The 12,666-nt window shown below is 63.1% G+C and carries 14 protein-coding genes; 11 read left to right on the top strand and 3 right to left on the bottom strand.

Annotation, left to right across the window (positions count from 1 at the left end):
• Nucleotides 1-44 precede the first annotated feature (44 nt).
• Together eno and ftsB are read left to right on the top strand one after the other, a co-directional pair.
• On the top strand, nt 45-1,328 hold the full coding sequence (gene eno / locus PQR67_RS03835; RefSeq protein WP_042322785.1) for a phosphopyruvate hydratase: 1,284 nt from the start codon (nt 45-47) through the stop codon (nt 1,326-1,328).
• A gap of 107 nt (nt 1,329-1,435) precedes the next feature.
• A complete protein-coding gene (ftsB, locus tag PQR67_RS03830) occupies nt 1,436-1,870 on the top strand; it encodes a cell division protein FtsB (protein WP_408454631.1) in 435 nt (144 codons plus the stop codon).
• Nucleotides 1,871-1,922: 52 nt separating this feature from the next.
• Here ftsB and PQR67_RS03825 read toward each other — a convergent pair whose 3' ends face one another.
• From PQR67_RS03825 to PQR67_RS03815, 3 genes are all read right to left on the bottom strand, one after another.
• The gene (locus tag PQR67_RS03825) at nt 1,923-2,303 is read right to left on the bottom strand and encodes a hypothetical protein (RefSeq protein ID WP_408454629.1); all 381 of its coding nucleotides are present in this window, start codon (nt 2,301-2,303) and stop codon (nt 1,923-1,925) included.
• Nucleotides 2,304-2,470: 167 nt separating this feature from the next.
• Nucleotides 2,471-3,421, bottom strand: a complete 951-nt coding sequence (hslO, locus tag PQR67_RS03820) for an Hsp33 family molecular chaperone HslO (RefSeq protein WP_408454626.1) — start codon at nt 3,419-3,421, stop codon at nt 2,471-2,473.
• A 63-nt stretch (nt 3,422-3,484) separates the two neighbouring features.
• The gene (locus tag PQR67_RS03815) at nt 3,485-4,009 is read right to left on the bottom strand and encodes a gamma carbonic anhydrase family protein (protein ID WP_408454623.1); all 525 of its coding nucleotides are present in this window, start codon (nt 4,007-4,009) and stop codon (nt 3,485-3,487) included.
• A 315-nt stretch (nt 4,010-4,324) separates the two neighbouring features.
• Between PQR67_RS03815 and PQR67_RS03810 the strand changes: the two genes are divergently transcribed.
• The 9 genes from PQR67_RS03810 (at nt 4,325) to bamC (ending at nt 12,666) form a co-directional block, all read left to right on the top strand.
• A complete protein-coding gene (locus PQR67_RS03810) occupies nt 4,325-5,245 on the top strand; it encodes a ferritin-like domain-containing protein (RefSeq protein ID WP_408454621.1) in 921 nt (306 codons plus the stop codon).
• An 86-nt stretch (nt 5,246-5,331) separates the two neighbouring features.
• Nucleotides 5,332-6,216 carry an alpha/beta fold hydrolase gene (locus PQR67_RS03805; RefSeq protein WP_408454618.1) on the top strand — a complete coding sequence of 295 codons (885 nt, stop codon included), beginning with the start codon at nt 5,332-5,334 and terminating at the stop codon, nt 6,214-6,216.
• Between the two features lie 103 nt (nt 6,217-6,319).
• The gene (locus PQR67_RS03800; protein WP_408454616.1) at nt 6,320-7,150 is read left to right on the top strand and encodes a 3',5'-nucleoside bisphosphate phosphatase; all 831 of its coding nucleotides are present in this window, start codon (nt 6,320-6,322) and stop codon (nt 7,148-7,150) included.
• Nucleotides 7,151-7,247: 97 nt separating this feature from the next.
• Entirely contained in the window at nt 7,248-7,883 is a 636-nt protein-coding gene (locus tag PQR67_RS03795; RefSeq protein WP_408454613.1) for an L-threonylcarbamoyladenylate synthase, read from the top strand.
• A gap of 47 nt (nt 7,884-7,930) precedes the next feature.
• Complete coding sequence (locus PQR67_RS03790) at nt 7,931-8,593, top strand: site-2 protease family protein (protein WP_408454610.1); 663 nt, start codon at nt 7,931-7,933, stop codon at nt 8,591-8,593.
• Between the two features lie 6 nt (nt 8,594-8,599).
• Entirely contained in the window at nt 8,600-9,802 is a 1,203-nt protein-coding gene (locus PQR67_RS03785) for a tryptophan--tRNA ligase (protein ID WP_408454607.1), read from the top strand.
• Between the two features lie 22 nt (nt 9,803-9,824).
• Nucleotides 9,825-10,439 carry a class I SAM-dependent methyltransferase gene (locus PQR67_RS03780; protein ID WP_408454604.1) on the top strand — a complete coding sequence of 205 codons (615 nt, stop codon included), beginning with the start codon at nt 9,825-9,827 and terminating at the stop codon, nt 10,437-10,439.
• A 43-nt stretch (nt 10,440-10,482) separates the two neighbouring features.
• A complete protein-coding gene (gene dapA, locus PQR67_RS03775) occupies nt 10,483-11,397 on the top strand; it encodes a 4-hydroxy-tetrahydrodipicolinate synthase (RefSeq protein WP_120343661.1) in 915 nt (304 codons plus the stop codon).
• 129 nt (nt 11,398-11,526) lie between these two features.
• Nucleotides 11,527-12,666: an NlpB/DapX family lipoprotein gene (gene bamC / locus PQR67_RS03770; RefSeq protein ID WP_408454600.1), complete on the top strand. Its 1,140-nt coding sequence runs from the start codon at nt 11,527-11,529 to the stop codon at nt 12,664-12,666.

Genomic DNA, 12,666 nt, shown 5'->3' with positions numbered 1-12,666 from the left:
CAGGGTGTGCAGTAAAGAATTCAACGTCATTTCTTGAGGAAACCATGAGTGCTATCGTAGATATCATCGGTCGAGAGATTCTCGATTCGCGAGGCAACCCCACCGTCGAATGCGACGTGCTGCTCGAGTCGGGCACGATGGGCCGCGCAGCGGTGCCGTCGGGCGCATCGACGGGTTCGCGTGAAGCGATCGAACTGCGCGACGGCGAAGCCGGCCGTTACGGCGGCAAGGGCGTGCTGAAGGCCGTCGAGCATATCAACACCGAAATCTCCGAAGCGATCATGGGCCTCGACGCTTCCGAGCAGGCTTTCCTCGACAAGACCCTGCTGGAACTCGACGGTACCGACAACAAGTCGCGCCTCGGCGCGAACGCGATGCTGGCCGTCTCCATGGCCGTCGCGAAGGCGGCCGCTGAAGAAGCCGGCCTGCCGCTGTACCGTTACTTCGGCGGTTCGGGCGCAATGCAACTGCCGGTGCCGATGATGAACATCGTCAACGGCGGCGCGCACGCGAACAACAGCCTGGACATCCAGGAATTCATGATCGTGCCGGTCAGCCAGCCGACCTTCCGCGAAGCACTGCGCTGCGGCGCCGAAGTGTTCCACGCGCTGAAGAAGATCCTGTCGGACCGCGGCATGAGCACGGCCGTGGGCGACGAAGGCGGCTTCGCACCGAACTTCGGCAGCAACGACGAATGCCTGTCGACCATCCTGCAAGCCATTGAAAAGGCTGGCTACCGCGCCGGTGAAGACGTGCTGCTGGCACTCGACTGCGCAGCAAGCGAGTTCTACCACGACGGCAAGTACCAGTTGGCGGGCGAAGGGCTGCAACTGTCGTCGACGGAATTCGCCGACTACCTGGCGAACCTGGCCGACAAGTTCCCGATCGTCTCAATCGAAGACGGCATGCACGAAAGCGACTGGGCCGGCTGGAAGACGCTGACCGACAAGCTCGGCAAGAAGGTGCAACTGGTGGGCGACGACCTGTTCGTCACCAACACGCGCATCCTGAAGGAAGGCATTGAGAAGGGCATCGCCAACTCGATCCTGATCAAGATCAACCAGATCGGTACGCTGACGGAAACCTTCGCGGCTATCGAAATGGCAAAGCGCGCCGGCTACACGGCTGTGATCTCGCATCGTTCGGGTGAAACCGAAGATTCGACGATTGCGGACATCGCGGTTGGCCTGAACGCCGGTCAGATCAAGACAGGTTCGCTGTCGCGTTCGGACCGCATCTCGAAGTACAACCAGTTGCTGCGCATCGAAGAAGACCTCGGTGATATCGCCAGCTACCCGGGCAAGTCGGCGTTCTACAATCTGCGCTGATGGCCCGGCCGCTAGCGCCGACCAATGAGCCGGTTATCCTTCGTTTCTGATTGACCCCGCCGCCCTGCGTATAGCGCAGGGCGGCGTGTATTTATTGTGCTTACTTCATGCGGCTTGTCACTGCTGTCCTGATCGTTCTGCTGGCGCTGATTCAGTACCCGCTCTGGTGGGGGCACGGCGGCTGGTTGCGCGTGCATGAGTTGCAGCAGCAACTGGCGCAGCAAGTGCAGAAGAACGCTGATTCGAAGCTGCGCAATGAGCGCATTCAGGGTGAAGTGCAGGATCTGCAGAACGGCACGGCCGCAGTAGAAGAGCGGGCGCGTTACGAAATGGGTATGGTGAAAGACGGCGAGGTGTTTGTGCAGTTCGTCTCGCCAAACGCGCCGTTGCCGAATACGAACACACCTTCGGTTACCACGTCTACGCGTGGTGAGGTGTCGGCGGCGCCGCTGCATGTGGTGCCGAATCCGGAGTCACGCGCGAAGCCCGATCGCAAGCATGCCGGCAAGGCGGCGGCCAAAGACAAGAAGACCACCCACTAGGTCTCATCGCGCCGGTTCGGCGCGACTTCCGCCCGGAAGTACCCGCTTCGGCTTACCAGCCCCAGTACGGCGAATAGCCTACGCCGACACCCGTTCCCCAGCCGTGCCCCCACCCGCCGCCGTAATAACTGCCGTACACGTTGACGGGCGGCGAATAATAACGCGCGTAGGCCTGAGCCGCGTTCTCGGCGGCGATCGCCTGATTCTGATCGGCCATGACCTGACGGTCGATCGCGTCGTAGCGCTCACGTTCTTCTGGCGTGAGTGGCTGGGCGGTGCTGGCCATGCCCGACTGGTCGGCCGGTAGCCGGCTATAAATCGGCGATGGGCCCGGCGGATCCATCACGCACCCCGTAAGCACGGCACTGCCGGCGATCACTGCCAGCACGGCGAACGAGCGCATGCAATGCTTTGGCGAAGTATTGATGTTCATTTTGATCTCCATCGGTCGGATGCCTAAGCAAAACACGCGCAGCGCGCACCGCTTACGATCCAACGCAACGCTCGACGATAACGCGCCGCCCGCGCCCCGAAAAAGCACCAGGCGGCGTGTCATTTTACTGCCGCAATCCAATCGTAATGGGGCGCCGTCGGGCCGCTTCAGTGCCGCTGGTCGGCCGCCGGCGTCACACCTTGTGAGAGCGCATCGGCGACAAAAAGTTGCGCCACGTCGACCGGGTCGAATTCGTACCGTTGATTGCAGAATTCGCAGTGAATCTCGACATGGCCGCGTTCTTCAATGACGCCGTCCACTTCCTCGCGACCTAGCATTTTCAGCATGGCGCCGACCTTTTCACGCGAACAACTGCACTCGAAGCGCGCCGTGGCCGGTTCGAAATGCTGCACGTTTTCCTGCCAGAACAGACGGCGGAAAATCGTTGCCGGCTCTTCCTTCAGCAGCTCGTCTTGCGACATCGTGCCGCCGAGCGTGCAGACGCGCTCCCACGTATCCGCATCCAGATCGCCCGGATGCGGAACGATACCGCCGTCGCCGGGCAGCTTTTGCAGCAGCATGCCGACGGCGCGTTCGGTGTTCGCCGCCAGCCACAAGCGCGTGTCGAGCTGCTCCGAGTGATGCATGTAGTGTTCGAGCACTTCGGCCATCGACTTGAGCGGGCCGTCCACGCCGGAAAGCGGGACAATACTTTGATACGGCTGTTGGCCCGGTTTTTTCTCGCGCGGGTCGAGCGTGATCACGCAGCGGCCGTGGCCGCTCGCATTGACCAGGTCGATCATGGAGGTCGCGTCGTCGATCGTATTGCCCGCTTCGCCGGAGAGCTTGGCGGTGGCGCGCATCGACAGGTCGGAGCTGCATTGCACCACCAGCATTTTGGCCGGTCCGTCGCCGAAAATCTGCATGACGAGTGTGCCGTCGAACTTGAGGTTCGCCGAAAGCAGCGCGCACGCGGCCATCATTTCGCCCAGAATCGTCCGCACGGGCGCCGGATAGTCCCGGCGCGTCAGCACTTCCTGCCACGTATTGCGCAGCGAAACGATCTCGCCGCGCACCGGCGCCGCGCTGAACATGAATTTTTGCAACTGGTCGCTCACAACTTTTCCTCGGTCGAATGACGCAGCTTGATGCTGCGCCTTGCGCGCCGCGCGCCCGGCTGATTAGCCGATGCGCACGAGCTGCGCCTTGAAATATTCGCGGCGCTCGGCATAACTCGCCGTGCCGCGCTGCATATTGGCGATATCCGTCTCGGTCAGTTCGCGCACCACTTTGGCGGGCGCGCCGAGAATCAGCGAATTGTCGGGAAACACTTTGCCTTCAGTGACGATGGCGCCCGCTCCGACCAGACAGTTGCGGCCGATTACCGCACCATTCAAGACCACCGCCTGAATTCCGATCAGCGAGCCTTCCTTGATCGTGCAGCCGTGCAGCATGACCTGGTGGCCGATCGTCACATTCGGCTCGATCGTCAGCGGGAAGCCCGGATCGGTATGCAACACCGCGTTTTCCTGCACGTTGCTGCCGGCGCCGAGGCTAATCGGCTCGTTGTCGCCACGAAGCGTCGCGCCGAACCAGACGCTCGAATTTTCCTCGAGCGTCACATTGCCGATAATGTTCGCGGAATCCGCGACGAACACGCTTTCGTGGATGGTCGGCGCTGCTTCGCCAAGCTTGTAAATTGTCACGGTGTCTCCTCTTGATCGGTCGCTGTGGGTTGCAAGGGCTGTGGCGGCAATGAGCCACAGGGCCGCAAAACGGGGGCAAAACGCTCGAAAGCACTCGAAAGCGCCCCAATGGACCGGGTTGTCCTGCCTGCTGCGCGCAATAGGCACGCGAGATGGTCGAATCGAGTATTGTAAACGGTTGTGTGCTTGGGCCGCTTGACAGCGCAGCAAGCCGGTGCGGCAAGCGGGTGCAGCAAGCCGTCAAGCGCCCAGCCTCGCCGAATGCCACGCCTTTTCCGCTTTGCCTCTTGCCGTGCCCTTTGCCAACTTCGTGCCATGAACTCCGTTGCGCCGTCCATTTCGCCCGCTCCGCCTGGATCGAATCCCGAGAATGCTTCCAATCGCACGAATCGCGCGAATTGCGCGCGTACGGCTGCGCTGGCCATATTGAGCGAAGTCGACCCGGCAACCAAGGCGGACGCGGCCCGTGCGTTATACGCCGCAGTGCTCGACGGCAGCCTCGCCTGTCTCGCAGACTTCGAACTCGCCGAGCCGGCAGACTTGCCTGGCCGTCCCGCGCGCCCTGAGTTGGTGGATCCGCGCAAGCTGAAGCGCCGCAGCATGCAGTCGCCGGAAGGCCGAGCCGTCTTGCTGCACGCGCTTGCGCATATCGAATTCAATGCCATCAATCTCGCGCTCGACGCCGTCTGGCGTTTTGCCGGCATGCCCGCCGCGTTCTACACCGACTGGCTCAAAGTTGCCGCCGAAGAGGCGCATCACTTCTCGCTGCTGGTCGCGCGGCTGGCGGAATTCGGCCATGCCTACGGTGATTTCCCCGCCCATGACGGCCTCTGGGATATGTGCGAGCGCACTCGTGCCGACGTGCTGGCGCGCATGGCGCTGGTGCCGCGTACCCTCGAAGCGCGCGGCCTCGACGCCTCGCCGCCCATCCGCGCCCGTCTGCAACAGGCGGGCGACCACGCATCCGCGGCGATTCTCGACGTAATCCTGCGCGACGAAATTGGCCATGTGCTGATCGGCAACCGCTGGTTCCGCCATCTGTGTGCAGAGGGCGGCCTCGATCCGCATGCTACCTACACGCGTCTTGCCGACCAGTATCACGCACCGAAATTACGTGGTCCGTTCAATTTCGAGGCCCGCCGCGATGCTGGTTTCGACGAAACCGAACTCGCCGAGCTGGTCGCCCGGGCGGGTCTCGACACCGAGCAGTCCGTCCTGCCGGTCACGCGCGACTGAAGCTTTTTTCCACAGCCTGACCCCACGCATCGTCCGGCTATCTCGTTATAATCGAACGACCATTCTTTTTTTTGGGCGCGCTGTTCATGAATACCTCCAAGTCTGAATTCGTCGCCGTGCGCGGTATCCGTCTGCACGTGAGGCGCTGGGGCAACCCTGATGCACCGATGCTGTTCATGCTGCACGGCTGGATGGACGTGGCGGCGTCGTTCCAGTTCGTCGTCGACGCATTGGGCGGCGACTGGCAGGTGATCGCGCCCGATATGCGCGGCTTTGGCCTGTCGGACTGGCCGGTCGCCGAGCGTGGCGGCGGCAACTACTGGATCCAGGACTACCTCGCCGATCTCGACGCGCTGCTCGACCACTATGCGCCGGCCGGCGAAGTCAATCTGGTTGGTCACAGCATGGGCGCGAACATCGCCTGCCTGTATGCGGGCGTGCGGCCGGAGCGGGTACGGCGCGTGGTCGATCTGGAGGGCTTCGGCCTTGCGCCGTCGCACTCGGCGCAAGCGCCCAAGCGCCTTCGCACCTGGCTCGACGAGTTGCGCGATCCGCCGCAGTTAAAGCGCTATGCGTCACTGGACGAGGTCGCCGGACGCCTGATCAAGACCAACCCGCGCCTTGCTTTGCCGCGCGCGCAGTTCCTCGCGCAGCATTGGTCGAAGCCGGACGGGGAAGGGCGCTTCATGCTGCTCGCGGATCCGGCGCACAAACTGCGCGGGCCGACGCTGTACCGCCTCGACGAAGTGATGGCCGTGTGGCGCAAGGTGACGGCCAAAGTGCTGCATGTCGAGGCCGCTAACTCACCCACGCTTGCACAGATCGCCGGCGAGATTCCGCTCGACGAATTCAAGGCGCGTTTCCAGGCTTTTCCGAACTGGCGCGAGAAGATCATCGACGAAGCGGGACACATGGTGCATCACGATCAGCCGGAGCAGGTGGCGGCGTTGATCGAGGGTTTCTGCGCCTGAACCTTGCAGCAAGGTTTCGGCGCGAGCTTCACTATCGCGAGATAGCGCTGCGGCCATTTACTGCGTTGCAGTAAAATGATTGCAGAACCTTCTCAAGACAAAGATGAACGCCGACCTCCACTGCCACTCCACCGTTTCCGACGGCCAGTTCGCCCCGGCCGATGTCGCGCGCCGCGCGCACGCGGGCGGGGTAACGCTGTGGGCGCTGACCGATCACGACGAACTGGGTGGCCAGCATGAGGCGCGCAGCACCGCTGAGGCGCTCGGCATGGCTTACGTGAGCGGCGTCGAGATCTCGGTGACGTGGGCGTCGCGCACGGTGCACATTGTCGGGCTCGGCATCGATCCAACCAGTTCGATCCTGCTCGACGGCCTCGCGCGCACCCGTAACGGCCGCGCGGCGCGCGCCGAAGCAATGGGCGAGCAGTTGGCTGCGCTCGGCATCCCCGACGCCTATCAGGGCGCGCTCAAATACGTGTCGAACCCGGACATGATTTCGCGCACGCACTTCGCGCGCTTCATGGTCGAAAGCGGCTACGCCAGCTCGACGCAGGACGTGTTCAACCGCTATCTCGGCGATGGCAAGCCCGGCTACGTGTCACATCGCTGGGCGAAACTGGCGGACGCGGTCGGTTGGATTCAGGCGGCCGGCGGCGAGGCGATCGTCGCGCATCCGGGGCGTTATGCTTACTCGCCGGTCGAGTTCGACGCGTTCTTTGCTGAATTCATCGACCTCGGCGGCAAGGCCATCGAAGTGGTAACCGGCAGCCACACGCCGGATCAGTACCGCGAATATGCGGACGTCGCGCGCCGCTATGGCTTCGAGGCCTCGCGCGGTTCCGACTTCCATGCGCCCGGCGAGGGCCGCATCGATCTCGGCACGCTGCCGCAACTGCCTTCCGATCTCAAGCCCGTCTGGGAACGCTGGTTGTGATCGCGCGCCGTGCCACGGCGGCACGTTGTGCGCGAAGGCCCTTGTCCCAAGGGCGTGCGTTCACCCGAATTTCCATCCGTAGCTACCGTTAGCCAAAATGTCTCAATACTTTCGGCTTCATCCGGAAAACCCGCAGCCGCGCCTCGTCAAGCAGGCCGTACAGATCATCAGTGATGGCGGCGTTGTCGCGTTGCCGACAGATTCGAGCTACGCGCTCGCCTGTCATCTCGACGACAAGGACGCGGTCGAGCGCTTGCGGCGGATTCGCGGACTCGACGAGAAGGCGCTGCTCTCGCTACTGGTGCGCGACCTGTCGGAACTGGCGAACTTCGCGATGGTCGATAACCGGCAATATCGTCTGATCAAATCGGTTACGCCCGGCCCGTACGTTTTTGTCTTGCAGGCGACCAAGGAAGTGCCGCGGCGCCTGTCGCATCCGTCGCGCAAGACCATCGGGCTGCGGGTGCCGGAGCACGCCATCACGCTGGCGATCCTTGAAGAGCTCGGCCAGCCGCTGCTCGGCTCCACGCTGATCATGCCGGGAGAAACCCAGCCGCTGAACGACCCGGAAGAAATTCGCGAGCGGCTCGAGAAGCAGTTGGACCTGGTGATCGATGGCGGCCCATGCGTGTGCGAACCGTCCACCGTGATCGATTTGACCGGCGCCGAGCCGGTGCTGGTGCGGGCAGGGCGCGGTTCTCTCGCGCCGTTCGGTCTCGAAGAGACGGCATGAGCGAAAGCGGACAGACGCACGCAGTCGCGTTGTTACAATAGCGAGTTATGGATTCTTCCCTGATACAGACCATTGCGGTTTACGCGTTGCCGGTGATTTTCGCGATCACGCTGCATGAGGCCGCGCATGGTTACGTCGCGCGCTGGCTCGGCGACAATACCGCGTACGTGCTCGGCCGCGTCTCCCTCAATCCGATGCGGCATATCGATCCGCTCGGCACGATCGCAATTCCCTTGCTGTTGTACTTCGCCACCAGCGGTGCGTTCATGTTCGGTTACGCCAAGCCTGTGCCGGTTGCCTTCGGCAATCTGCGCAATCCGCGTTGGGGTAGTCTGTGGGTCGCGGCCGCCGGGCCGGCCTGCAATTTTGTCCAGGCGCTGGTGTGGGGCCTGGTCGGTGTCGCACTCGCTGTGGGCGGCGTCGAGGAACCGTTCTTCACCCGCATGGCGGCAGCCGGCGTCGGCGTGAACCTCGTGCTCGGCGTGCTCAACCTGTTTCCGCTGCCCCCGCTCGACGGTGGCCGGGTGCTGATGGCGCTGTTGCCGCCGCGGCAGTCGATCGCGCTGTCGCGCCTCGAGCCGTATGGCTTTTTCATCGTGATGGCGCTGGTCATGACGGGCACGCTCACGCGTTATTGGCTCAGCCCGCTCGTTACGCTCGGCTACGGCGCGATTACCGCAATTCTGACTCCACTTGTTTCGCTTTTCTAAATAACCATGTTCCCAGACCGTATCTTCTCCGGCATGCGGCCCACCGGGTCGCTGCACCTCGGCCACTATCACGGCGTGCTGAAAAACTGGGTGCGGCTGCAGTCCGAGTATCCGTGTTTCTTTTGTGTGGTCGACTGGCATGCGCTGACGACGCACTACGAAACGCCCGAAGTGATCGAAAAGAACGTGTGGGACGTGCTGATCGACTGGCTCGCCTCGGGTATCGATCCGGCGCAGGCTACGCTCTTCATCCAGAGCAAGGTGCCCGAGCATGCGGAACTGGCGTTGCTGCTCGGTATGAGCACGCCGCTTGGCTGGCTCGAACGCGTGCCGACCTACAAGGAGCAGCAGGAGAAGCTGAAGGACAAGGATCTGTCCACTTACGGCTTCCTCGGCTATCCGGTGCTGATGGCAGCGGACATTCTGCTGTATCGCGGCTCGCTCGTGCCGGTCGGCGAAGACCAGGTGCCGCACGTCGAAATGACGCGCGAAATTGCACGCCGCTTCAACTATCTGTACGGTCGCGAGCCAGGTTTCGACGAGAAGGCCAATGAAGCGGCGAAGAAGCTGGGCGGCAAGCGCGCCAAGCTTTATCACGAGTTGCGCAACGCCTATCAGCAGGAAGGCGACGACGAAGCACTCGAACAGGCGCGGGCGATGTTGCAGGAATCGCAGAGCCTGTCGATGAGCGATCGTGAGCGTCTGTTCGGCTATCTGGAAGGTTCGCGCAAGATCATTCTGGTCGAGCCCCAGGCCATGCTGACCGAGGCGTCGCGTATGCCGGGGCTGGACGGCCAGAAGATGTCGAAGTCGTACGGCAACACGATCGGCCTGCGCGAAGACGCGGAGACGATCACGAAGAAGGTCCGCACCATGCCGACCGATCCGGCCCGCGTGCGCCGCACCGATCCGGGCGATCCGGACAAGTGCCCGGTGTGGCAACTGCACCAGGTCTACACGGACGAAGCCACGCACGAGTGGGCGCAGAAGGGCTGTCGAACCGCTGGAATCGGCTGCCTCGAGTGCAAGCAACCGGTGATCGAAGGCATTCTGCGCGAACAGCAGCCGATGCTTGAGCGCGCGCAAAAGTACATGGACGATCCGTCGCTGTTGCGCGCGATCGTCGCCGACGGTTGCGACAAGGCCCGCAAGTACGCCACGGAAACGATGCGCGACGTACGCGAGGCGATGGGCCTCTCGTATAACTGATACAACCGGCTGCCGCGCTGAGATGACGAGCACGCCCCTGGCCATGCCGGACGCTTCCTCGCACGGAAACGGCGAACCGTCACGCTGGGTGTGCCACTGGGCGCATCTGGTCGCGGCGGGCGGCGCGGTGCTGGATGTAGCGTCGGGGGCGGGGCGGCATGCCAGGCTCTTTGCATCGTTGGGCCACCCGGTGACCGCGCTCGATCGCGACGCGGCCGCGCTAGACCGGATGTGCGACGAGCCGCTGATCACCACGCTCGCCGCCGACATTGAAGGCGCGGCATGGCCTTTGGCCGCCGACGCGAAATTCGCCGCGATCGTGGTCACGAACTATCTGTACCGGCCGCTGTTTCCGCAACTGTTGCGCTCGCTCGCACCCGGCGGCGTGCTGGTTTACGAGACCTTCGCGCAAGGCAACGAAAGCGTCGGCAAACCGTCTAACCCGGCGTTTTTGCTTGCACCCGGCGAGTTGCTCGACGTCGTGCAAGGCCACCTCCGGGTGGTCGCATTTCAAGACGGATTTCTCGCGCAGCCGCGCCCGGCTTACGTCCAGCGGATATGCGCAATTATGGAGGCGGATCGCTCAGCCGAGCGCACGCAGGCGGCACCCCCGCCTTGTTACGAGCTGGCTGGCTAATCCGCTACAATCGCGGTTTACCTGATCAAATTCATGGCGTTTCATGACTAACGGCAATCAAAGCAGCACTGGCGGCGTTCAGATTCGCGGCAGCATTCCTGCCATCATTACTCCGATGCTCGAAGACGGCGGCCTCGATCTGCCGGCGTTTCGCAAACTGATCGACTGGCATATCGAAGAGGGCACGAACGCGCTGGTCGTGGTCGGTACGAGCGGCGAGTCGGCCACGCTGTCGGTCGAGGAACACGTGCTGATGGTCAAAACCGCAGTCGAGCACACGGCGGGCCGGATTCCGGTGATCGCGGGCTCGGGCGGCAACTCGACCACTGAAGCCATCGAACTCACGCAGCAGGCCAAGGAAGTCGGCGCGGACGCCACCTTGCAGGTCGTGCCGTACTACAACAAGCCGACCCAGGAAGGCATCTATCGCCACTTCGCGAAGATTGCGGAAACCGTCGATCTGCCGGTGATCCTGTATAACGTGCCGGGCCGTACCGTCGCGGACATGAGCAACGAAACGATTCTGCGTTGCGCGCAGGTGCCGGGCATCATTGGTGTGAAGGAAGCGACGGGCAATATCGATCGCGCCGCGCACCTGATCAAGTCGGCGCCGGCCCACTTCGGCATCTACAGCGGTGACGATCCCACGGCGATCGCGCTGATGCTGCTTGGCGGCCACGGTAATATTTCGGTCACCGCGAACGTCGCGCCGCGCGCGATGAGCGATCTGTGCAAAGCCGCGCTTGCCGCGGACGCGAAGACCGCCCGCGAGATTCATTTGAAACTCCTGTCGCTGCATAAGAACCTGTTCATCGAATCGAATCCGATTCCTGCGAAATGGGCGTTGCAGCAACTGGGTCGTGTGCAGGGCGGAATCCGCCTGCCGCTCACGCCGCTCGACGCGCAATACCACGAAGTGGTGCGCGGCGCGTTGCGCGAAGCGGGTCTGCTGGGCTAAGCGGGCTTGTCCCGGCAACTCCCAGCTTAACGAAAGCCTGCCACCGGCACTCCCTTAACCGACGTCGATCCAGCCCACGTTCCCGGCACACAGAACCAGGCACCGCGTTCCAGCATCACGAAGGACCTCATGAAACGTTCCGCACTTTCCCTCCACGCAACCCGCATGGCGGCGCTGGCGCTTGCCCTGGTAACGCTCGCCGGCTGTGACACGCTGAACGACTGGTTCGCCTCCGACCGCGTGAACTACAAGGGCGCGGGCAGCGCACCGCCGCTCGCCGTTCCGGGCGATCTGACCACCACGCCGACCGATCAACGCTACGTGGCGCCGCCGGCCAATCTGGCGCTGGGCGGCTCGCCGCAACGCGCGGTCACGGCAGCGGGCAATTCCACCGAAGGCCAGCCGAGTGCCCAAGACCCGCTGGGTATGCACATCGAGCGTGACGGCGATCGTCGCTGGCTGGTCGTCGACGGCCGCACGCCGGAACAACTGTGGCCGCAGTTGCAGGAGTTCTGGCAGGAGAACGGCTTCGCGCTGAAAACCGACGCACCCGCCACCGGCATCATGAACACCGACTGGGCTGAAAACCGCGCCAATATTCCGGACGACTGGTTCCGCCGCACGATCGGCAAGGTGGTCGACTTCGCCTACTCGTCGGGCACCCGTGACAGCTTCCGCACGCTCGTGTCGCGCGGTCCGGCTGACACCACCGACATCTCGATCACGCATAGCGCGATGGAAGAAATGCTGACGGGCCAGGACAAGACGTCGTCGCGCTGGGAAGAGCGTCCGCGCGATCCGGCGCTGGAAGCGCTGTTCCTGGCCAAGCTGATGCAGAAGTTCGGTCTGACCGACGCGCAGTCGAAGCAACTCCTGACCGACGCCCGCTCGGCCACCGCGCCGGCCACGATCGATCAGAGCGCGGGCGCATCGACGCTCGACCTGCAGGAATCGTTCGACCGCGCATGGCTGCGTGTCGGTCTCGCGCTCGACCGTACCAACTTTACCGTCGACAACCGCGATCGCTCGAAAGGCATCTACTACGTGCGCTATGCCGACTCGATGCAGGAGTTGAAGAAGGAAGGGCTCTTCGGCAAGCTGTTCTACAGCGGCAATTCGTCGAAGAAGCCGGGTCAGGAATTCCTCGTCAATGTGCGCTCGAAGGGCGACACCGTGACGCAGGTGGCGGTGCTGGACGCGAACGGGCAAGTGGATAACTCGTCCGACGCGCAACGCATCGTGACGTTGCTGCACGCGCAACTGAACTAA

It is taken from the genome of Paraburkholderia fungorum (genome assembly GCF_046026025.1).
GTDB classification, from domain to species: domain Bacteria; phylum Pseudomonadota; class Gammaproteobacteria; order Burkholderiales; family Burkholderiaceae; genus Paraburkholderia; species Paraburkholderia fungorum_E.
Note: the sequence above shows the minus strand (reverse complement) of the source record. Positions and strands in the feature narration are given on the sequence as shown.

Coding starts and splice junctions, on each gene's coding strand:
- PQR67_RS03785 (WP_408454607.1), top strand. CDS start 8,600: ATGTTCCCAGACCGTATCTTCTCCGGCATGCGGCCCACCGGGTCGCTG.
- bamC (WP_408454600.1), top strand. CDS start 11,527: ATGAAACGTTCCGCACTTTCCCTCCACGCAACCCGCATGGCGGCGCTG.
- PQR67_RS03795 (WP_408454613.1), top strand. CDS start 7,248: ATGTCTCAATACTTTCGGCTTCATCCGGAAAACCCGCAGCCGCGCCTC.
- ftsB (WP_408454631.1), top strand. CDS start 1,436: ATGCGGCTTGTCACTGCTGTCCTGATCGTTCTGCTGGCGCTGATTCAG.
- PQR67_RS03805 (WP_408454618.1), top strand. CDS start 5,332: ATGAATACCTCCAAGTCTGAATTCGTCGCCGTGCGCGGTATCCGTCTG.
- PQR67_RS03810 (WP_408454621.1), top strand. CDS start 4,325: ATGAACTCCGTTGCGCCGTCCATTTCGCCCGCTCCGCCTGGATCGAAT.
- PQR67_RS03825 (WP_408454629.1), bottom strand. CDS start 2,303: ATGAACATCAATACTTCGCCAAAGCATTGCATGCGCTCGTTCGCCGTG.
- eno (WP_042322785.1), top strand. CDS start 45: ATGAGTGCTATCGTAGATATCATCGGTCGAGAGATTCTCGATTCGCGA.
- PQR67_RS03790 (WP_408454610.1), top strand. CDS start 7,931: ATGGATTCTTCCCTGATACAGACCATTGCGGTTTACGCGTTGCCGGTG.
- PQR67_RS03800 (WP_408454616.1), top strand. CDS start 6,320: ATGAACGCCGACCTCCACTGCCACTCCACCGTTTCCGACGGCCAGTTC.
- dapA (WP_120343661.1), top strand. CDS start 10,483: ATGACTAACGGCAATCAAAGCAGCACTGGCGGCGTTCAGATTCGCGGC.
- PQR67_RS03780 (WP_408454604.1), top strand. CDS start 9,825: ATGACGAGCACGCCCCTGGCCATGCCGGACGCTTCCTCGCACGGAAAC.